Below are 19,260 nucleotides of genomic sequence, written 5' to 3'. Positions count from 1 at the left end.
CGATGTGCGCGGGACCTTCGCCGAGCGAAGCTCGTCGGGCAGACGAGGAGGAGTCCCATGAACGAAGCGGTCCGCTCCCCCCAGGACGGGGACACGACGACACACGAGGGCGCGGTCGCGCGCCCTCCGGCCCGGACGGAACGAGTGGCGTTCCTGGACGTCGCCCGAGCGCTGGCGATGATCGGCGTGGTCATGATGAACGTGACCGCCGTCGCCTTCACGGCGGAGATGGTCGGCGAACGGGAGACGGGGACCCTCACCTCGATCGTGGACGGTGTCCTGACCCTGATCATGTCCGGCAAGGCCCGGGCCATGCTCATGGTGCTGCTCGGGATCGGCGCCGTCCTGGCCTGGCGTTCCGCCACCCGTCGGGGCGGCCGTCCCCTGGTGCTCATGCTGCGCCGCTACGCGGTCCTCGGGGTGCTCTTCGGCGTCCCGCACCTGTTGGTCTTCTCCGGTGACATCCTCACCCACTACTCGATCACCGCGTTGTTCCTGGCTCCGTTGATGCCGCTGTTGCTGCGGGGGTCGGTCGCGCGCCCGCTCTGGACCGCGGTCGGCCTGTTCGCCGTCGCCCCCCTGTTCGAGTACGGGCTGGACCTCGGGGGCGCCGACCTGGGCGTCCTGATCGTCCTGGTGCCGCAGACGCTCGGCTTCTTCTGCGTGGGCGTGTGGCTGGCCCGCCGTCCCGAACTCGACCCCGACTTCGCCGGGCGGACCCGGCTGATCGGCCGGATGATCTGGTCGGGCCTTCTCATGCAGGTCATGGGTCTGGTGGTCCTCTTCGGCTCCGACCTGCTCTTCCCGATGAGGATGGACGCCGACGGGGTGCCGATCATGACCCCCGAGGGCATGCCCGTGATCGAGCCGGGCGCCCAGATGATGACCTCCCTCTCCGGAACCTTCACCGGTATGGGCGGGGCGCTGTTCTACCTGGGACTGGTGTGGTGGCTGGTCCGCCGGGACGGCCGGGTCGCCCGGGCCCTGGGGGCGCTGACCCCGCTGGGGCGGATGACGCTCACGGTCTACCTGGCGAGCACGGCGGTGTTCCTGGTGTTGAAGCCCTTCGAGGGGCAGCTCCCGACGCTCGCCCACTACGCCTTGGGCGTGACCTACTTCGTGGTGATGGCCCTGGTCGCGCGCTGGTGGCTGGGCCGGTTCCGGCTGGGCCCCCTGGAGTGGGTCTGGAGGAGCCTCGTCCATCTGCGTCCCATGCCGATGCGGCGGCGCGAGACGGGCGTGGCCGAGACGGAGGCCGTGGCGTCCGCTCCGAGCGCGGGCGGCACCGGAGCCGCGGCCTAGAACACTCCCTAGCCGCCGGCGACGGAGGGCAGCAGGCGTACGTCGGCACCGTCGTGGACGGGGGCGTCCAGACCACCGATGGTCCGGCACTCGTCCTCGTCCACGAACACGTTCACGTACCTGCGCAACAGCCCACGCTCGTCCCGGATCCTGCGATCCAGTCCCGGATGACGCGCGACCAGGGCGTCCAGGACCCCGCGCAACGCCACGGGGCCGTCGACCTCCACCGGGACGTGGGCGGCCCCGTCGGCGTCGGAGCGCAACAGACCGGGCAGGTGCACGATCACCCGCATCTCACACCTCCGCGGCCCGGACGCACAGCACGTCGGGCAGATGGGCGACCACACGGTGCCAGCGCTCCTCGTCGTCGGTGAGGGCGTAGACGTCGCCGTTGCGGGTCCCGAAGTAGAACCCGGGCACCTCGGCCCCGTCGGTGCAGGCCGCGTCGCGCAGCACGATCCCGAAGTAGGGCTCCTCGGGCAGTCCGGCGTCGATCGCCCGCCAGCTCTCCCCGGAGTCGTCGGTGCGGTAGGCGCGCAGCCGGTTCTCCGGTGGCAGGTGCACCTCCTGGCTGACCACGGGGAAGTTGAAGGCCGACTCCGCCCGATGCGGGTGGGCGACGATCGCGAAGCCGAAGTCGGTGGGCAGCCCCGTCTCGATCGGCCGCCACCCTTCGGTGGCGGGGGAGGCGCTGCGATAGACCCCGTGGTGGTTCTGCGCGTAGAAGGAACCGTCCGGCGCGACGGTCACCTTGTGCACGCACTGGCCGAACTCGGGCTCGGGGTCCGGGAGGAACCCGGCGGAGATGCCCCGGTTGGTGGGCGCCCAGCTCTCCCCGTCGTCCGAGCTCTGGTAGACGCCTCCGGTGGACATGGCCACGGTGATGGCCTCGGGGAAGCGCTCGCCCGAGCCGAGGACGCCGGGCAGGACGGTGTGGATGGCTGCCCCTCCGGCGCCGGGGAACCATTCGGCCCGGTGCGGGTGGTCCCAGAGCGAGCGGACCAGGGTGAAGTGGTCGCCGCCGTCGGTGGAGCGGAAGAGGGCGTGCGGTTCCACGCCCGCGTAGACGGTTCCGGGCTCGGGGCCGCAGGCGAACTGCCAGGCACGGACGAGGGAGGCGTCGGTGTCCTCGGGGAACGCGATCGGCGCGGTGCCGGGCTCGGTCCAGGTGCGGCCGAGGTCGTCGCTGTGCCAGACGCTCGGGCCGAAGTGCCAGCTCTCGGTCCCCACGAGCAGACGGTGCGTGTGCGGGTCGATCCCGACCGTGTAGACCGGGCTCATTCCGGCGTCGTCGTTCTCGTCGAGCCGGTGCGGTCCGAGCACCTCCCACGAACGTCGATCCTCGCTGCGCGCGGTGAACAGGCCCTTGCGCGTTCCGATGATCAGCAGATACGTCATCACGCCCCCCATGATGTGACCTAGATCTCCACTGTGACACAGGGGTGTGACATTCGCCGGTCGTTCACCCGTGGTTCCCCGGGGGAGCCTGTCCGGAAGGTGTAGATATGTCCTTGGTTGGCGGGTTCCGGACGCATGGAAAAGTCAATAGTTAGGAACCCGAACGATTTACTCGAGGTGGTTTATTCGCGCCGCTCGGAAAAGAGACCCCTCCGGAGGGATAACTTCCCTCAGGGGGGAACCCTTTCCGATCAGAGGTTTCGTCGTTCAGCGGAAGGCGGTTGTCGGTCTCCCAACGCTTTGCAATAAAATCCCGGGCCAACAAGCGGTGCCCCGAAGATCCTCCAGGCCTTCGGGTGCCGCACGCATCCCATCCCTAGAACAGCCCGGACGATTTCCCGCCACCTCGATCTTCCGCGTCCGTTTAGGGACCACCGTCCCAATGGTCGGTCCCGCGTACCGAGAAGTACCGAGTTCCATCGATAGGGTCGCCTCATGCAACACCCCTCCGACACGCTCCACGCGCGCAAACGCCGTAAGGCGCGGGCCATGATCGTGTCATCAGCCTTCCAACTCTTCTCCGAACACGGATTCGACAACGTGACCGTCGCGGCCATCGCCGAGCGGGCCGAGGTCGGCCGGACCACCTTCTTCCGGTACTTCGGCGACAAACAACAGGTGCTCTTCGCCGACGAGTGCGACGAGGTGGACCGCATGTGCGCCTACGTGCGCGACAAGGCGGGTCGCCCCCTGGGCTCCGACCTCGGGGCCGCACTGGCCCTGCTCCGCGAGGCCGACACCGTCACCAAGCCCTACGCCGTGCTCTCTCCGGCGCACTCGGCCGTCCTGGCCCGGCTGCTCCGGGAGAGCGTCGACCTCAGATCCCGTTACCTGCTCACCCGCCAACAGCGGGCGCTACGGCTGGCCGGAGCCCTGGTCGAGGCCGGAGCGGTCGAGAAGGTCGCGGTCCTGGCGGCCCACACGGCGATGGCCTGCGAACTCACCGCCATGAGACTCGCCGAGAGCCCCGAGGCCCACCCCGCACACGTGGAGGAGGCCCACGGGCTGCTGCGCTCTCTCGGAGGATGATCGACGAGGACCCGCGACCCCGGGGACGAGGCCGTGGTCGCGGGTCGTACGTCGTGCTCACGCGCCGGGCGGGGGAGCCGCGGCGACCTTCCGGGGGCGGACCGCCCCGACGGGACGGCCCCTGAGAGGATCGTGCGCGACCCGAGGGTGTGTTCGAGATCCGGAAGGGACCGACGAGATCATGAGTATGAACCCGACCATCGTCCGTGGACGAGACGGGGCCGCCCGATGACCGACGACTCCAAGGTGCTGTTGCGGGTCGAGGGCGCTCTGGCCCGCGCCACGCTCAACCGCCCCCGCGCCATCAACGCCCTCGACCACGAGATGGTCCTCATGCTCTCCGACGCCCTCGACGGCTGGGAGAAGGACGGGTCGGTCGTCGCGGTGCTCATCGACGGCGCCGGTGAACGCGGCCTGTGCGCGGGCGGCGACGTCCGCGCCATGCGGGACAGCGCTCTGGCCGGGGACGACCGCGCCGCGCGGTTCTGGCGGGACGAGTACCTGCTCAACGCGCGGATCGCCCGCTACGGCAAGCCCTACATCGCCTTCATGGACGGTGTGGTCATGGGCGGCGGTGTCGGCGTCTCCGCGCACGGAGGCGTTCGTGTGGTCACCGAGCGCTCCAAGGTGGGCATGCCCGAGACCACCATCGGGTTCGTTCCGGACGTGGGCGGCACCTACCTGCTGTCCCGCGCCCCCGGAGAACTGGGCACCCACCTCGCCCTGACCTCTACCGCCGTCGGCCCGGCCGACGCCGTCCACGTGGGCCTGGCCGATCACCACGTGCCGTCCGAGCGGCTGCCCGAACTGGCGGTCGCCCTCACCGCCATCGACTCCGAGAGCGCCATCGCCGAGGTGGTGGCCCGCTTCGTCGAGGAGCCCGCGGCGGGCACGCTGGAACGCGACCGGGAGTGGATCGACGCCTGCTACGCCTCCGACGACGCCGAGGAGATCGTCGCACGGTTGCGCGCCCACGGCGCCCCGGAGGCCGCCGAGGCGGCCGCGACCATCGAGAGCAGGTCGCCGACCTCGGTGAAGACCACTCTGGCCGCGCTCCGACGGGCCCGGCGGGCCGGGTCCCTGGAGGAGGTCCTGGAACAGGAGTACCGGGTCTCCTGCGCCGCCCTGAACGGGCCGGACATGGCCGAGGGCATCCGGGCCCAGGTGGTCGACAAGGACCGGAACCCCGCCTGGACGCCGTCGACGCTGGCCGAGGTCGACGACGCCGACGTCGAGCGCGCCTTCGCGCCCGCGCCGAGTGGACCGCTGGGCCTGGTCTGACGTGAGAGGGTCCGGGTGGAGGATCGCCCGGACCCCGTACCGAACCGGCCGCCCCTCGGGCCCGTCACAGGGGAGTACGTTCCCGGGGCGAAGGGCCTCGGCCCAGAGCAGCGCGGAGGAGGACCTCCCCATGTCCCCCAGGCCCGGAACCATCACCGCGATCCAGGTGATCCTCTACATTCGATCGACCTTGGGCGTCCTGAGTCTCCTCGCCGTCCTGACCGGGTGGGGGCCGACGAGCGGCTCGGAGGTCTGGAGGGTCACGTGGGACACGGCCGTGTTCGACGTCGTCCCCGAGCTTCAGGCGGAGGGGTATCCCGGTCTCTACACGGGTGCCTTCGTCTCCTCCCTCATGGCCGTCGTGGAGCTGATCGCCTTCGAGTTCTACGTGGCCTCGACCCTGGGGCGTGGCGGCCGTCGAACCCGCCTGCTCGTACGGATCACGGCGGTCTTCGGCTGTGTCGGCGCCGCTCTGGCCCTGTTCTCCGGAGGGGACTTCGCACCTCTTCTCATCCTCATGATCGTGGTGCTGGTGCTCAACGAGAGCGCCTCGGCCGAGGACTGGTACCGGGAGACCGAGTACCCGACCCCGCGCCGCGGCACCGTCTGACCCTCCCGGTTCCCGAGGGGTCAGAGCCAGTCGTGTTCGCGCGCGTACCGGGCCGCCTTGTGCCGGGTCCGCGTCCGGGTCTTGCTCATCGCGTTCGACAGGTAGTTGCGCACCGTGCCCTCGGCCAGATGGAGACGGGCGGCGATCTCGGCCACCGAGTACCCCTCGCCCGTCTCCCGCAGCACGTCGATCTCGCGCTCGGTCAACGGGCAGTCGTCGATGACGGCGAGCGCGGACACCTCCGGGTCGATCCATCGGCGACCTTCGTGCAGGGTCGCGATCACGGTGGCGATATGCGACGGTTCGGCGGATTTGCCGACGAACCCCCGGACACCCAGCCGCAACGCCTTGCGGAGCACACCGGGCCTGGCATGCCGGGTCAGCATGAGGACCACCTGGTCCGGAAGCTCCCGACGGATCCTCTCGACCGCCCCCAGCCCATCGATCCCGGGCATCTCCAGGTCGATGACGAGCACGTCGGGCCGGTGGGAGAGCGTGGCCTCCACGGCCCGCGCGCCGTCCTCGGCCTCGGCGAGAACGGTGATCTCGCCTTCGAGGGGGAGCAGCGCGGCCAACGCCTTGCGCAGTAGGGCCTCGTCGTCGACGAGTACGACGGTGGTCATCAACGGTCCTTCTCGGTCGTCGCGGAGATGTCGGAGAGCGGTCGGGGGAGAGAGGCCGCCGTCGTGAACCGTCCGGCCTCGCGCTCCACGGTCAATTCGCCCCCTTGGTCGATGAGCCTTTCCCTGAGGACGGCGAGCCCGCCGAGCTCAGGAGGGGGGCCCGGACCGGCACCGTCGTTGACCACACGGATCCCCGACTCCGACAGTGAGATCCATACCCGCTCGGCCTCGGAGTGGCGGAGGATGTTGGTGGTGGCCTCCCTGAGGACCTGACCGAGCGATTCGCCCGCCCGTACGTCCACCTCGCCCTCACGGTCGACCTCCACCCGGATCCCGGCCGCCTCGAAGAGGTTCTTGGCGTTCTCCAGCTCCACGGACAGGTTGAGCCGACGTTGGGCGTAGGCCAGCTCCCTGGTACGGAGGATGGTGTCGCCGACCAGGGAGTGGATCTCCTCCAGTTCCCGTTCCGCCCGCTCGGCGTCGACGTGCACCAGCCTGCGGGCCAGCGTGGTCTTCAACTTCACCACGTGCAGTGTGTGGCCCTGAATGTCGTGCAGGTCGCCGGCGAACCGCACCCTCTCCCGGGCCACGGCCAGCTCCGCCTCATGCTCGCGGGCCCGGTCCAGTTCCGTGACGAGCTCGGAGATCACCTGGTTGAGGTGGACCATGATGACCCCGGTCAGGGCCACGCTCAGGGGGACGGCGACATAACCGAGCATCTGGTCGACGAGGCTCTCGTCGGAGAACAGCGGTCGGACCGCGATCCCCAGGAGGAGGACGAGGAACGCGCCCAGGGTCACCGCCCTCCGGTGGGCCGGCAGCCGGTAGGCGACGACCGCGCTCACGATCGCGAAACCGTAGGCCGCCGTCGGGGAGTCCGCCACCGTCGTCCCGAGGAACCAGAGGGCCGTGGTGACGATCAGGCAGGGCAGGAGGACGGAGAGACGTCCCGCGGTCCGTCGTGAGACCGCCGTCAGCGCCGCGGTCAGCCCGATCGCCAGGAGAAGGGCCTGCCACCAGGTCTTGGCGTCGACGGCCGCCAGCAGGGCGCCCATCGAGGAGAGGGAGGCGGAGACGATGTGGAGGTTCAGGTCGTGCAGACGGCTCCGCGTCGTCTCGACCGGCTCGGTGGTCACGTGCGGCTCTTCTCGGTCGAACTGCGGGGATCGACCCTCAGTATTCTCTCGCCGATGGGCGCCGACCAGTGACGTGGCGTCATCGTTCCGGGCCTCTCCACGTCACACCGGAACCCCGTCGCCCGCTCGTGGGCGGACGACGGGGCGGTATCCGATCAGAACGGGGTCAGGGTGATCTCCAGGCCGGCGGGGGCGTGGTCCTGCACGTAGGAGGCGAAGTCGGCCACGTCGTCGAAGGCGAACCCGTAGGCCTTACCGTCCTCGGTGTGCTCGTGGAAGACGGCGGCGTAGTGGTTGGCGATCTCGTCCAGGTAGAACCCGGCCGGGTCGTCGGTGGGCTGCTCGGCGATGTCCGCCAGGGTGGAACGGTTGAGCGCGGCGCCCACGATGGCGGCGACCGGTCCGGTGATCCCGTCGTTGGGGGCGGCCAGGGCCCCGTCGCAGAAGAACACGTCCCGCGTGGTCGGCCTGGGGATGGGGGCCACGCCTCCGTCGAACAGCAGCTCGTCGCCCTGGACCCGTCCGGTGAAGGTGCCCGCGTTGGTGGTGACCCTCAGGTCGGTGTCCGTGTAGCGCGACCACACGCGGTCCACGTAGGGGTCGAAGTAGTCGTTCGGGAAGAGTCCGACGTCGAGCGCGTGACCGGGGGCGATGACACGGTGGTCGTCGAAGACCAGCGGGGAGAAGACGGGGTCGGCGGAGAGGGTCTCGAAGATCGCGTCCCGTCCGCCGGGCAGGAGGAAGCCGGTGCTCTGGTCGGCGTCGCCGGTCAGCCGGATACCGATCGGGACACTGAACTGGTCCACCATCGAGGTGTTGCAGAACATCCCGTCCTCGTTGTGCGTGAACTCCACCGTGTCGTGCAGGACGTCGAAGGCGTCGTCGTCCTCCACCCAACCGGCGGGCAGTTGCAGGGCGGGGTTCCCGTCGCCGTCCTCGACGATCCGGATCCCGAGCTTTCCGCCCAGCGCCAGGTAGATCCGCCCGGACATGTAGGGGAGCGTCATGTCGTCGGGCAGCGCGCCCAAGGGGATGGAGTAGTCCGTGTATCCGTCGTCGGTGTTGTCGTCGAGGCTCACGGGGTGCGGGGTCCCGTCCGCGTCGACCCGGCAGTGCCGGCCCGTGGTCAGGTCGGTACCGACGATGTACACCAGCACCTCGTCGTCTCCGTAGCGGCCGCTGTCGTTGGTCACGCTGACCGGGAGCGCTCCCAGATTGGTCGTGGCGGAGGCGGGTCGGAGGAGGCGGGAACCCTCCGGGGCGGCGATGGCGCCCAGCAGGGGGGTGGCGGCGGCGAGCGACGCTCCACCCAGGAAGAGCCTGCGGTCGATCATGTTCGTTCTCTCCTCTAGTAGCGGGTTCGAAGAGGTGGGCCCCATGGAGCCAGGAACACGAGCGCACGTCAATGGGGGTAAGGGGGATGATTCGTGTGGCGGTGGAGTCACCCGTGGTGACAGGTGTAAGTGTGGCGCGGATCACTCTCCCTTCGGGGGTGAACTCCAGCAGCGCGGCCCCGTTCTCCTCTTCGCTCCACACGAGGCGGAGCCCCGCCTTCGAGGCCAGATCGGACAGGGCGCGCGTGTCCCTCTCCCGCCCGTTGAAATAGGCCAGCATGCGCAGGTCCAGCTCGCTCACCCGGTTCCCACGACCCTTCCGGCCCTCGTCGCCGTACTCGGCGACCAGTACCCGACCTCCGACCCCGGCCGCCTCCGCGCAGCGTCGCAGGATCTCGACGGCCGCGTCGTCGTCCCAGTCGTGCAGCACCCAGCACAACAGGTAGGCGTCTCCGTGGACGGGCAGCGGTTCGAAGAAGTCGCCCTCGACGGCGTCGGCCCGGTCGGCCACGCCCGCGGCCCGAAAGGCCTCGCCCGCCAGAGCCACCGGGCCGGCCAGATCCACCACGGTCCCGCGCAACCGCGGCGCGCGCCGCAACAGCGCCCGCATCAGAGTGCCGTCGCCACCGCCCACGTCCACCAGGTGCTCCAAGGCGTCCCAGTCGTACAGTCCGACCAGGGTCCGGGCCAGGTCGGCCATCCGGGAGGCCATCAGCTCGTCGAAGGAACGGGACAGCGCGGGGTCGTCGGACAGATCGGCCCAGAACGTCGAACCGTCGAACCGCAGCGAGTAGGCGCTCTCTCCGCTGCGCAGGGCCTCGGCCAGGTCGGCCAGGCACAGGTCGGCCCGCCCGTGCGCGCCGTCGGCGGTGAACCAACCGAGCCGGGAGTGCGGGTGGTCGGACCGGAGCGCCGCGCCCACCTCGGTGAGGGAGAACCGGTCGCCGTCCCGCGTGAACAGGCCCTCACGGACCAGGTACCCCAGCACCCGGGCCAGCCCCTCGGGGTCGACCCCCACCGAGGCGCCGAGTTCGGCGGCGGTACGCGGCCCGTCCTTCAGATGGTCGGCGACCCGCAGCGTCGCGATCGCGCGGATCGCCATCGGCGTGACCGGGCTGGCCAGTGCCCAGAGACGGTCGGCCGCCTCTCTCGGGTCGACCTCACCGGTCCGGGCGCGCGCGTTCGTTCCGTCCATCGGGCCCCCTGTGCGGGTTCGTCCACGGTCGTTTCCGATGACGCCCTACCCAGGAATCCGCCCTCCGAGTACAAGGGGCCCCGGCCTATCGCGGACGTGGCCCCCGGAGCGTCGAGGTCGGAGACGGCCCGCGGGCCCAGGGCATGTGGTCGGTTCCCATGTCGGCAACGTCTACCGGCGGTCGGCGACCGTTGCCGACGAATGCCAACACGTTTCGACGTGGTCGGGGTTACGCTGGCATCATGCACCGCACACTGCACCTGGCCGTCACGGTGACGCCCGACCACGATGCCGGTGGCTACGTGGCTCGCGCGGTGGACGTCGAGATCGCCTCCCAGGGGGAGACGGAACAGGAAGCGCTGGCCGCGCTCACCGAAGCGTTGGAACTGTACTTCGAGGACGATGAGGAAGCCGTGCGCCACTTGGAGCGAACGGCCAGTAAAGCGACGGAGATCGACATACGCTTGCCTGCGTGAGCCCTTCCCACATACCGATCTCCTCCGGTGCCAAAGTGGTCGCCGCGCTTCGGAAGGTCGGCTTCGAGCATGTTCGGACCAAGGGTGACCATGCGAAGCTTCGAAGAGACTCTCGTGTGGTGATCGTGCCACTGCACAAGGAACTCAAGAGGGGGACCACGGTCTCGATCCTCAAGCAGGCCGGATTGACGGCGGACGAGCTCCGCAAGCTCCTCTGAGCGGTCCGCCGTCGATCCGCACGGCTCCGGGGGCCGATCGGAAGAAGAACCGGGTTCAGGCGGGGTGGGGACCGCCGTGGGGCCACTGGCGGCGTTCGGTCATCAGACGACGCTTGTGCCGGCTGCGGCGGGTGCCCGTGACGATCAGGATCGGGAGTCCGATCGCCATCCCCAGAAGCGGCGCGCCGAGCGCCCATAGGAACGAGGACAGCAGGCCTCGAGCGAACCCGGCCCCGCCGTCACCGATGTCGGCCACCGCGAACGTGTCGACACCGGGCTCCGCTTCGCAGGTCAGGGTGTACTCGCCGGCCTCACCGATCCCTCGAGAGCCCACCAGCTCCCAACGTTCGCCGCCGACCTCCACGTAGTGGCTGTAGCCCGGCCACCCGAACCTCTCCTCGGTGCCGTCGGGCAGGATGAGCGAGCACATGCCCTGGTCGCCGGTGGGAGAGGCGTAGAGGCCGAGCTGGAAGTCGGTCTCGTCGACGGTGAAGACGACCTCCTCGCCCGCGTTCGCCCGGGCCTCGAAGTCGGGCAGGGCCACGGTGGAGAACATCGAGAACACGAAGCCGACGAGGGCGGTGACGAAAGCGCAGACCAGGACCAGGGCGCCCACGATGTACCAGACGCGTCCGGGACGTAGTTCCTTCGGATCGATGTGGATCGGCGCGGGGCCGTAGGGCCCCTGCGCAGGGGGGTACGGAACGCTCACGGGGCTCCTCCTCGCTGGACGACCGATACCCCTTGGGATGCCCGCCGGCCCGGTTTCGTTGCGCGTGGGCGTCTCCACCGGGCCGGGCGGGGGCTCAGGCCCCGCGGGCCATCCGCTCCCTGTAGGTGCCTCGACGGACCCCGATGGTGATGACGGTCGCGATCATCGCCAGCACGCCCAGGCCGGCTCCGGCCATGAGGGCGAGGAAGGTCGTCGCGCCGCGGCGATCGTCCTCGTGGGCGGTGCGCGTCTCGGCGACGACGTACGAGGCCTCCGAGGGGCCCTGGCAGGTCATCGTGTACTCGCCGGGGGAGGAGACCTCCAACGAGTACATCAGCCGTCGGTCGTCCCAGCTGTGGCCGACGGGCCGCTCGGCGAAGCGGATCAGGGTGTAGGACTCCTCGAACGAGCAGGTGACCTCCTCCGCGTCGCGCGGGGAGACGTAGAGGCCCAGTGAGTCCAGGTCCTCGGAGTCGACGACGAACGTGGTCGAGCCGTACCCCTCGACCTCGTCGGACCGGGGACCGGGCGTCTCGGTGGAGGTGAAGGCGTTCATCCCGAACAGGGAGAGCAGGAGCAGCGCCACACCGACGAGGACCGGGGGGAAGAACGGGGCCAACAGGAACCAACGGCGCCGAGGCCGGACGTCGGCGGAGGGGATGGCCGGGGTACGGGGGACGGGCGGGCCGACGGGCGGAGCCATCGGGGAGGGGTACCCGTGGGGCGCGTTGATCACGCGTGCGCGCTCGGCCCGTGCCCTCGAGATCCTATTGGCGCGGACCGCGTACGTCGTGATGACGACGCCGAGGCTCGCGGGGACCGCCAGGACCAGGAGCACGATGCAGATGAGACCGACCCAGAACGGCACGTCGTACCACTCGGTGAGGGTCAGCACCACGACGGTGAAGAGGAGGGCCGCAGGCAGGAGAGAGCCGCCGATCCAGTACCAGCGCCGGCTCGGCCGGACGGTCTTCGGATCCGGTTCCGGGGACGGGGCGTGCGGAGCGGGCGGCGTCTCGGACATGGCCGGGTACTCAGGGGGGTGGTTCATCGGGTGCCGTTCCGTGTCGTTCGGGGTTTCGGGGGCCGTTACGCGTGAGGTGCCCTGCGCCGCGGCGCGGTGACGACCCCGACCACGACGGCCGTGAGCGGAAGCAGTGGGACGAGGCCTCTCCGCGCACGGGGAGGCGCCCACGTACCGGATCCTTCGGGTCCGGGCACCCGCCGGGAGGGACCTCGGGGCATGGGTGGTCGCGGAGGGGGATGTGCCATGTGCGCAGTGTCGCAGAATCCGCTGACAGGGCGTGAATCGGGTGAAGCCCGACGCTTCGCGCGGCCGCTCCGGCGCGGGCCTTCGCGTCCATGAGACGCGGTTCGGACAGAGGGGGAGAGAACGGGGCGACTCGCCGGTAGAACCGGCCGAACCCCCTTGTCAGATGCCCTCCGCGCGGTTTCAATCGGGTCCGGGGAGACCGTGACGGAGGGACGCCGATGGCGGGCTCATGGAAGGCGTGGTCCTGGGGGACCGATCCCGACACCGTGCGCCGGGACGTGGCCGTCGCGCACGAGCGCTTCACCGGCTCCGGACGCCTCGGAGACGCCGTGCGCCCCATGGTGGGCGAGTCCTGGCGGCGCAGCGTCCTGCACGGGGTGGACCCCGACCGGACCCTCCCGCCGCTCGAACTCACCGGCTCCCACCTGCTCCGTCATCGTGAGCGCCACCCTCTGGCCGTGACCCTGCCGCTGCTGAGGCGTCTTCTCCTGGAGAACGCTCCGGGGCCGCAGCTCCTCGCGGTGGGGGACGCGTCGGGGCGTCTGCTGTGGGTGGAGGGCGACCACGGCCTGCGCTCCAAAGGCGAGGAACTGCACTTCGTGGAGGGCGCCAACTGGCACGAGCGCTCGGCCGGGACCAACGCCCCGGGGGTCGCCCTCGCCCTCGGCCACGAGGTGAGGGTCTTCGCCAGTGAGCACTTCAGTCGGGGCGTTCAGCATTGGAGCTGTTCGGCGGCGCCTCTGCGCGATCCTGACACGGGGGAGCTTCTAGGGGTCCTGGACCTGACCGGCGACGATCATCTGGCCTCTCCGCAGGCGTTGGCCCTGGTCCGGGCGGCGGCGACCGCCGCCGAGATGGAGATCCGTGTCCGACGCTCGACCTCGCCGGCCCGGAGCGGGCTCTCCCCGTACGGGGACGAGGCGGGACCCGCGGGAGCGAACGCAGCCCCGCCCCCGACCCGGTTGTGCGTTCTCGGTCGGGACCGGGGGCGACTCGAAACGGAGGGGCGACCGATCGAGCTCGGCGCGCGTCACTCGGAGATCCTCCTGCTGCTGACCCGGCATCCGCGCGGGCTGACCGGTGAGGCTCTGGGCGCCCTGCTGCACGAGCGGGGCGTCGCCCCGGTGACGGTCCGGGCGGAGATGTCCCGTCTCCGTCGCCTGCTGGGACCCGGTCTGCTGGCCTCCCGGCCCTATCGCCTGCTCCACCCCTTGGACACCGACGTCGACCGGGTACGGCGGTGCCTCCTCGACGGCGACGATCGGGGCGCCGTCGAGCTCTACGAGGGGCACGTCCTGCCCGGCTCCGAGGCGCCCGGGGTGATCGAGGCGCGTGAGGAACTCCGCGCCGAGATGTGCGAGGTCCTCACGGCGCGGGCCGACCCCCGGGCCTTGGCGGAGTGGGTGGAGCGACCCGAGTGGCGGGACGATCCCCGGGCGATCGAGGCGGCGCTCGGTGCGGTCGAACCCGACGCGCCACGTCACGCGGTCCTGCGGGGGCGGCTGCGCAGGCTCGGCCTCTGAGAGCGCGCAACGTGGTCGCAACCTCCGGGTGACTAGCGTCACGACCTCTTGTTCCGTGGGCACGCGGAGCCGGTGCGCGAGCATCGGCGCCCGGATCGAAGGAGGCAACCGCATGACGATCTACGCTCCGCCCGGCACGCCCGGAAGCGTCGTCGAGTACGCGTCGCGCTACGAGAACTGGATCGGCGGCGCGTGGGTCGCGCCGGTGGGGGGACGCTACTTCGAGAACCCCACCCCCGTCACCGGACGGGTCTTCACCGAGGCCGCCCGCAGCGGGGCCGAGGACGTCGAACTCGCCCTCGACGCCGCCCACGCGGCCGCTCCGGCCTGGGGACGCACCTCGCCGGCGGAGCGGGCGCTGATCCTCAACCGGATCGCCGATCGGATGGAGGAGAACCTGGAGCGGCTCGCGGTCGCCGAGTCCTGGGAGAACGGCAAGCCGGTCCGCGAGGCGCTGGCCGCCGACATCCCGCTGGCCATCGACCATTTCCGCTACTTCGCCGGCGCGATCCGGGCCCAGGAGGGTCACACCTCCCAGATCGACGGGGACACCGTCGCGTACCACTTCCAGGAGCCCTTGGGCGTGGTCGCCCAGATCATCCCGTGGAACTTCCCGATTCTCATGGCGGTCTGGAAACTCGCCCCCGCGCTGGCGGCGGGCAACGCCGTGGTCCTCAAGCCCGCCGAGCAGACGCCCACCTCGATCATGGTGCTGATCGACCTCATCGCCGACCTGCTGCCGCCCGGCGTGGTCAACGTCGTCAACGGGTTCGGGGTCGAGGCCGGCAAGCCGCTGGCGGCCAACCCGCGCGTGCGCAAGGTCGCCTTCACCGGTGAGACGACCACGGGGCGGCTGATCATGCAGTACGCCTCCGAGAACCTCATCCCGGTCACCCTGGAGTTGGGCGGCAAGAGCCCCAACCTCTTCTTCGCCGACGTGGCGGCCGAACGCGACGCGTTCTACGACAAGGCGTTGGAGGGCTTCACCCTCTTCGCCCTCAACCAGGGCGAGGTGTGCACCTGTCCCTCGCGCGCGTTGATCCAGGACTCCCTCTACGACGGCTTCATGGCCGACGCCCTGGCCCGGGTCGGTCGGATCCGGCAGGGGGACCCGTTGGACACCGAGACCATGATCGGCGCGCAGGCGAGCAACGACCAGCTGGAGAAGGTGCTGTCCTACATCGACATCGGCCGCAAGGAGGGGGCGAAGGTGCTCTCCGGCGGGGAGCGGGCCGAGATGGAGGGCGACCTGGCCGGCGGCTACTACGTCACACCGACCGTCTTCGAGGGTCGGAACACGATGCGGATCTTCCAGGAGGAGATCTTCGGCCCGGTGGTGTCGGTGTCCCGTTTCGCCGACTACGCGGACGCCATCGGTATCGCCAACGACACCCTGTACGGGCTCGGCGCGGGGGTGTGGTCCCGGGACGGCAACACCGCCTACCGGGCCGGACGCGACATCCAGGCCGGTCGGGTGTGGGTGAACAACTACCACGCCTACCCCGCGCACGCGGCCTTCGGCGGTTATAAGCAGTCGGGGATCGGCCGGGAGAACCACAAGATGATGCTCGACCACTACCAGCAGACCAAGAACCTTCTGGTCAGCTACTCGGACCAGGCGATGGGGCTGTTCTGATGCGGCCCCCGGAAGGGGACGGGGCGGTGGAGCGGGTGGCGGTCACCGACGAGGCCGCGGACCTGATCCGGGAGCTCCACGCCGAGCACGGTCCGCTGATGTTCCACCAGTCCGGTGGCTGTTGCGACGGCAGCGCGCCGATGTGCTATCCGGCGGGGGAGTTCCGCGTCGGCTCCGCCGACGTGCTCCTCGGGCACCTGGAGGTCGGTCTGCCCGAGCCGGTGCCGGTGTGGATGTCGCGTTCCCAGTTCGAGCTGTGGCGTCATACCCACCTGACCATAGACGTGGTCCCCGGGCGCGGTTCGGGGTTCTCGCTGGAGTCTCCGACCGGGAGACGGTTCCTGGTCAGGTCCCGGTTGATGGACGACGGGGGGTGATGGACGAGGTCCCATGCCAGAGGGGAAAGGGCGGGCCCGTCGGGAGTACTCCCGACGGGCCCGCCCGTGTCCTCCGTGGCTTCGGGGCTCAGCCCTGGGCGGGGCCCGCCTCGGAGCCCTCGTTCGCCCGGCGCTTGGAGTCCAGACGTTCGGCCAGTTCGTCGGTGACCACGAGATCACGCCGGATCCGGCCGGTGCGGTAGCCCACCCGCGCGGCGATGTGACCGGCGACGGGGACGGTGACCACCTGGAACAGGCCCACCAGGATCAGCGTGCCGAAGTCGAACACGCCGGTCTCCTCCACGGGCAGCATCCGCAGCCCGATCCCCACCAACACCAGCAGCATGCCCAGGATCTGCGGCTTGGCCGCGGTGTGCATGCGCGACAAGAGGTCGGGGAAGCGCATCAGGCCGACCGCGGCGACGAAGGAGAGCAGGGAACCGGCCAGCAGACACAGGATCGCGGCCCAGTCCAGGACGGTGACGAGCTGATCGCTCACGACGTCCTCCTCTCTCCGGAGTCCTCAGTGGGTTCCACGGGGTTGTCGGCGTGCTCCTCGGGACGTCGGGCGACGAACTTGGAGACGCTGATGGAACCGACGAAACCCAGGATCGACAGGACGAGCAGGGTGGGCAGCACCGTGGGGTCACGGTTGAAGGCCGCGTAGGCGCCCAGCCCCGTCAGGGCCGAGGCCAGCAGCACGTCGACGGACAGGGCCCGGTCCAGGATGCTGGGGCCGATCAGCAGACGGGCCGTGCCCAGCAGGGCGGCGGCACCGAGGAGGACCGCCACGATGGTCCAGAGGATGTTCATGCGCTCCCCTTCCCGGCGGCCAGGGCGGCCTCCAGATCGGCGATGTTCTCGCGTGTGCCCAGGGCCCGGACGATGCGCTCCTCCAGCATGTGGATGTTCTCCTTGGCCTTCTCCGCCTCTTCCTCGTCCTCGGCGCCCAGGACGTGGACGTAGAGGATCTTCTCCGGCTGGGCGACCTCGATGATCACACTGCCGGGGATCACCGTCACCGTGATCGCGGTGCACACCAGCATCAGGTCGGCGTCGGTGCGCAGCCGCACCGCCACGACGGAGCTCTTGACCGGAGGGCCGGGGCGGAACACCTGGACCGTGACCTGGAAGCTGGAGACCACCATCTTGCCGAGGACGTAGAAGAACAGGCGGACGCACTGGAGGGGCCAGAAACGGAAACCGGGAGAGATGGGCGGCAGCGGGAAGAGCATCATGATGCCCACGGACACCAGGAACCCCACGGCCGCTGTACCGAGTGCCTCGGGACGCAGCTGGAAGCCCTTGAAGAGCATCATCCACACCAGCGTCATCCCGAGCGCGACCGGGATCTGTACTTTGCCCAGACGTCGACGTAGAGCGTTCACCCCCGCCTTCTTCCGGGTCTTCAGGTCGTTCACTGGGAACCTCCGAGAACCGCCTCGATGTAGGGCGTGCGCTGCAACAGTTCGACCGCGGAGTCCGAGGAGTAGGCGATGAGCGGCCCCGCGAAGACCGTCATGGCCAGACCGAAGGCGACCAGGGCCACCGTGGCGCCGACCATGCTCTTGGGCAGGACGACGGAGGTCACCACCGGGGTGTCCACCGTCGAGGTGGCGCCCAGACGGGAGGACGGGCCGACGGCCTCGCCCGGGCCCAGGGCCGCGGTCGAGGTGTCGTCGTCCTCACTGTCCTCCAGGACGGTGCCCGGCTCGGCCACCGTGCCCTCGGAGGGGGTCCGCCAGAAGGCGTAGTTCCACACCCGGGCGATGACGTACAGGGTCAGCAGGCTGGTGAGCACCGAGGCGCCGACCAGGGTGTAGGCCAGCGGGGTGCCGACGTCCACACCGGCCTGGAGCAGACCGATCTTGCCGAGGAAGCCCGACAACGGTGGGATGCCGCCCAGGTTCATCGCCGGGATGAAGAACAGGATGGCCAGCAGCGGCGCGATCTTGGCCAGACCGCCCAGATGGTCCAGTGACGTGGATCCGCCCCTGCGTTCGATCAGTCCCGTGATGAGGAAGAGCGTGGTCTGCACGGTGATGTGGTGGGCGATGTAGAACACCGCGCCCGCCAGGCCGAGCTCCGTTCCCAGGGCCACGCCGAACACCATGTAGCCGATGTGGCTGATCAGGGTGAACGACAGCAGACGCTTGATGTCGGTCTGCGCCACCGCGCCCAGGATGCCCATGATCATCGTGGCCAGCGCGACCCACATCAGCATGGTGTTGAGCTGGGTCCCGGGGAACATGAGGGTCTCGGCACGGATGATCGCGTACACGCCCACCTTGGTGAGCAGGCCGGCGAACACCGCCGTCACCGGTGCCGGCGCCGTCGGGTAGGAGTCCGGCAGCCAGGCGGCCAGCGGGAACACCGCCGCCTTGATGCCGAAGGCGAGTACGAGCATCACCTCGAGGACCAGCCGTAGCTCCGTGTGGATCTCCGGAAGCCGCTCGCCGAGCTGGGCCATGTTCACCGTGCCGGTCGCGCCGAAGATCAGCGCGATCGCCATCAGGAACAGGACCGAGGACAGTAGCGAGACCACCACGTAGATGGCGCCCGCCCGCATCCGCGACTGCGTCCCGCCCAGGGTCAGCAGCACGTAGCTCGCGGTCAGCAGGATCTCGAACCCGACGTACAGGTTGAACAGGTCACCGGCGAGGAAGGCGTTGGAGACACCGGCCACCAGGATCAGGTAGGTCGGCTGGTACACCGAGAGCGGCGCGACCTCGGCCTTGCCCGCCATGCCCTGACCGATCGAGTAGACCAGCACGGCCAGGGTGACCGCGGCCGAGACCGTCACCATCAGCGCGGACAACCGGTCGGCCACCAGGGTGATGCCGACCGGGGCCTCCCAGCCGCCGACCGCCACGACCTGCGGACCGAACATGTGGGCGCCCACCATCAGGGCGGCACCGATCAACAGCACCAGGGCCAGGGAGATGACGCTCAGCCACTGCTGGACCCGGGGCCAGCGGATGCCCAGCGCGAGTTTCACCCCGGCCGCGAAGAGCGGCAGCACCACCGGCAGCGGGATGAGGTAGTGCATGATTCCGGCGAAGTAGTCCCATCCCATG

At 69.9% G+C, this 19,260-nt stretch carries 20 protein-coding genes and 1 pseudogene; 9 read left to right on the top strand and 12 right to left on the bottom strand.

Going from position 1 to position 19,260, the window contains the following annotated elements; translation table 11 throughout:
* Positions 1-57: 57 nt before the first annotated feature.
* A complete protein-coding gene (locus tag TR33_RS07450; RefSeq protein WP_042282339.1) occupies positions 58-1,302 on the top strand; it encodes a DUF418 domain-containing protein in 1,245 nt (414 codons plus the stop codon).
* Positions 1,303-1,310: 8 nt separating this feature from the next.
* Here the strand turns inward: TR33_RS07450 and TR33_RS07445 are convergent, their stop codons facing one another.
* On the bottom strand, positions 1,311-1,595 hold the full coding sequence (locus TR33_RS07445) for a MoaD/ThiS family protein (RefSeq protein ID WP_017534556.1): 285 nt from the start codon (positions 1,593-1,595) through the stop codon (positions 1,311-1,313).
* A gap of 1 nt (position 1,596) precedes the next feature.
* Positions 1,597-2,700, bottom strand: a complete 1,104-nt coding sequence (locus TR33_RS07440) for a WD40/YVTN/BNR-like repeat-containing protein (protein WP_042282625.1) — start codon at positions 2,698-2,700, stop codon at positions 1,597-1,599.
* A gap of 495 nt (positions 2,701-3,195) precedes the next feature.
* Here TR33_RS07440 and TR33_RS07435 point away from each other — a divergent pair, with 495 nt between their 5' ends.
* The 3 genes from TR33_RS07435 (at position 3,196) to TR33_RS07425 (ending at position 5,680) form a co-directional block, all read left to right on the top strand.
* Complete coding sequence (locus tag TR33_RS07435) at positions 3,196-3,789, top strand: TetR/AcrR family transcriptional regulator (protein ID WP_017534558.1); 594 nt, start codon at positions 3,196-3,198, stop codon at positions 3,787-3,789.
* Between the two features lie 228 nt (positions 3,790-4,017).
* On the top strand, positions 4,018-5,070 hold the full coding sequence (locus TR33_RS07430; RefSeq protein ID WP_017534559.1) for an enoyl-CoA hydratase/isomerase family protein: 1,053 nt from the start codon (positions 4,018-4,020) through the stop codon (positions 5,068-5,070).
* Between the two features lie 130 nt (positions 5,071-5,200).
* Positions 5,201-5,680, top strand: a complete 480-nt coding sequence (locus TR33_RS07425; protein ID WP_042282335.1) for a hypothetical protein — start codon at positions 5,201-5,203, stop codon at positions 5,678-5,680.
* 20 nt (positions 5,681-5,700) lie between these two features.
* Here TR33_RS07425 and TR33_RS07420 read toward each other — a convergent pair whose 3' ends face one another.
* From TR33_RS07420 to TR33_RS25925, 4 genes and pseudogenes are all read right to left on the bottom strand, one after another.
* Entirely contained in the window at positions 5,701-6,303 is a 603-nt protein-coding gene (locus tag TR33_RS07420; protein WP_042282333.1) for a response regulator, read from the bottom strand.
* Entirely contained in the window at positions 6,303-7,439 is a 1,137-nt protein-coding gene (locus TR33_RS07415) for a sensor histidine kinase (protein WP_042282330.1), read from the bottom strand. Before TR33_RS07415 ends, TR33_RS07420 begins: the two co-directional genes overlap by 1 nt.
* A gap of 155 nt (positions 7,440-7,594) precedes the next feature.
* A complete protein-coding gene (locus tag TR33_RS07410; protein ID WP_017534563.1) occupies positions 7,595-8,773 on the bottom strand; it encodes a beta-1,3-glucanase family protein in 1,179 nt (392 codons plus the stop codon).
* 220 nt (positions 8,774-8,993) lie between these two features.
* A pseudogene (locus TR33_RS25925) lies at positions 8,994-9,968 on the bottom strand (methyltransferase); the annotation flags it as partial.
* 242 nt (positions 9,969-10,210) lie between these two features.
* Between TR33_RS25925 and TR33_RS07405 the strand changes: the two are divergent.
* Both TR33_RS07405 and TR33_RS07400 read left to right on the top strand, forming a co-directional pair.
* Positions 10,211-10,444, top strand: a complete 234-nt coding sequence (locus TR33_RS07405) for a type II toxin-antitoxin system HicB family antitoxin (protein ID WP_014908519.1) — start codon at positions 10,211-10,213, stop codon at positions 10,442-10,444.
* Entirely contained in the window at positions 10,441-10,662 is a 222-nt protein-coding gene (locus TR33_RS07400) for a type II toxin-antitoxin system HicA family toxin (RefSeq protein WP_026125004.1), read from the top strand. The genes TR33_RS07405 and TR33_RS07400 overlap by 4 nt, the downstream gene beginning before the upstream one ends.
* Positions 10,663-10,717: 55 nt before the next feature.
* Here the strand turns inward: TR33_RS07400 and TR33_RS07395 are convergent, their stop codons facing one another.
* Positions 10,718-11,374: a hypothetical protein gene (locus TR33_RS07395; RefSeq protein WP_042282329.1), complete on the bottom strand. Its 657-nt coding sequence runs from the start codon at positions 11,372-11,374 to the stop codon at positions 10,718-10,720.
* 94 nt (positions 11,375-11,468) lie between these two features.
* Positions 11,469-12,425, bottom strand: coding sequence for a hypothetical protein (locus TR33_RS27390; RefSeq protein ID WP_042282327.1), 957 nt, complete (start codon positions 12,423-12,425; stop codon positions 11,469-11,471).
* A 440-nt stretch (positions 12,426-12,865) separates the two neighbouring features.
* Between TR33_RS27390 and TR33_RS07385 the strand changes: the two genes are divergently transcribed.
* From TR33_RS07385 to TR33_RS07375, 3 genes are all read left to right on the top strand, one after another.
* The gene (locus tag TR33_RS07385; protein ID WP_042282325.1) at positions 12,866-14,170 is read left to right on the top strand and encodes a GAF domain-containing protein; all 1,305 of its coding nucleotides are present in this window, start codon (positions 12,866-12,868) and stop codon (positions 14,168-14,170) included.
* A gap of 112 nt (positions 14,171-14,282) precedes the next feature.
* Complete coding sequence (gene exaC, locus TR33_RS07380; protein WP_042282323.1) at positions 14,283-15,806, top strand: acetaldehyde dehydrogenase ExaC; 1,524 nt, start codon at positions 14,283-14,285, stop codon at positions 15,804-15,806.
* Positions 15,806-16,183, top strand: a complete 378-nt coding sequence (locus TR33_RS07375) for a DUF779 domain-containing protein (RefSeq protein ID WP_026125005.1) — start codon at positions 15,806-15,808, stop codon at positions 16,181-16,183. Before exaC ends, TR33_RS07375 begins: the two co-directional genes overlap by 1 nt.
* Positions 16,184-16,271: 88 nt before the next feature.
* Here TR33_RS07375 and mnhG read toward each other — a convergent pair whose 3' ends face one another.
* The 4 genes from mnhG to TR33_RS07355 are packed head-to-tail and all read right to left on the bottom strand — an operon-like array spanning position 16,272 to position 19,259.
* Positions 16,272-16,682, bottom strand: a complete 411-nt coding sequence (mnhG, locus tag TR33_RS07370; protein ID WP_042282322.1) for a monovalent cation/H(+) antiporter subunit G — start codon at positions 16,680-16,682, stop codon at positions 16,272-16,274.
* Positions 16,679-16,996: a monovalent cation/H+ antiporter complex subunit F gene (locus TR33_RS07365; protein ID WP_014911308.1), complete on the bottom strand. Its 318-nt coding sequence runs from the start codon at positions 16,994-16,996 to the stop codon at positions 16,679-16,681. Before TR33_RS07365 ends, mnhG begins: the two co-directional genes overlap by 4 nt.
* Positions 16,993-17,604 (bottom strand): Na+/H+ antiporter subunit E, encoded by a 612-nt coding sequence (locus TR33_RS07360; protein WP_014909047.1) that lies wholly within the window; start codon positions 17,602-17,604, stop codon positions 16,993-16,995. The genes TR33_RS07365 and TR33_RS07360 overlap by 4 nt, the downstream gene beginning before the upstream one ends.
* Positions 17,601-19,259, bottom strand: a complete 1,659-nt coding sequence (locus TR33_RS07355; RefSeq protein ID WP_187294558.1) for a Na+/H+ antiporter subunit D — start codon at positions 19,257-19,259, stop codon at positions 17,601-17,603. The genes TR33_RS07360 and TR33_RS07355 overlap by 4 nt, the downstream gene beginning before the upstream one ends.
* Between the last annotated feature and the right edge of the window lies 1 nt (position 19,260).

Source organism: Nocardiopsis alba (genome assembly GCF_000710955.1).
Taxonomy (GTDB): Bacteria; Actinomycetota; Actinomycetes; order Streptosporangiales; family Streptosporangiaceae; genus Nocardiopsis; species Nocardiopsis alba.
This window is presented reverse-complemented; position numbering and strand designations above follow the sequence as displayed.

Coding starts and splice junctions, on each gene's coding strand:
- exaC (WP_042282323.1), top strand. CDS start 14,283: ATGACGATCTACGCTCCGCCCGGCACGCCCGGAAGCGTCGTCGAGTAC.
- TR33_RS07435 (WP_017534558.1), top strand. CDS start 3,196: ATGCAACACCCCTCCGACACGCTCCACGCGCGCAAACGCCGTAAGGCG.
- TR33_RS07375 (WP_026125005.1), top strand. CDS start 15,806: ATGCGGCCCCCGGAAGGGGACGGGGCGGTGGAGCGGGTGGCGGTCACC.
- TR33_RS07450 (WP_042282339.1), top strand. CDS start 58: ATGAACGAAGCGGTCCGCTCCCCCCAGGACGGGGACACGACGACACAC.
- TR33_RS07430 (WP_017534559.1), top strand. CDS start 4,018: ATGACCGACGACTCCAAGGTGCTGTTGCGGGTCGAGGGCGCTCTGGCC.
- TR33_RS07425 (WP_042282335.1), top strand. CDS start 5,201: ATGTCCCCCAGGCCCGGAACCATCACCGCGATCCAGGTGATCCTCTAC.
- TR33_RS07355 (WP_187294558.1), bottom strand. CDS start 19,259: ATGGGATGGGACTACTTCGCCGGAATCATGCACTACCTCATCCCGCTG.
- TR33_RS07385 (WP_042282325.1), top strand. CDS start 12,866: ATGGCGGGCTCATGGAAGGCGTGGTCCTGGGGGACCGATCCCGACACC.
- TR33_RS27390 (WP_042282327.1), bottom strand. CDS start 12,425: ATGAACCACCCCCCTGAGTACCCGGCCATGTCCGAGACGCCGCCCGCT.
- TR33_RS07420 (WP_042282333.1), bottom strand. CDS start 6,303: ATGACCACCGTCGTACTCGTCGACGACGAGGCCCTACTGCGCAAGGCG.
- TR33_RS07405 (WP_014908519.1), top strand. CDS start 10,211: ATGCACCGCACACTGCACCTGGCCGTCACGGTGACGCCCGACCACGAT.
- TR33_RS07365 (WP_014911308.1), bottom strand. CDS start 16,996: ATGAACATCCTCTGGACCATCGTGGCGGTCCTCCTCGGTGCCGCCGCC.
- TR33_RS07440 (WP_042282625.1), bottom strand. CDS start 2,700: ATGACGTATCTGCTGATCATCGGAACGCGCAAGGGCCTGTTCACCGCG.
- TR33_RS07410 (WP_017534563.1), bottom strand. CDS start 8,773: ATGATCGACCGCAGGCTCTTCCTGGGTGGAGCGTCGCTCGCCGCCGCC.
- TR33_RS07445 (WP_017534556.1), bottom strand. CDS start 1,595: ATGCGGGTGATCGTGCACCTGCCCGGTCTGTTGCGCTCCGACGCCGAC.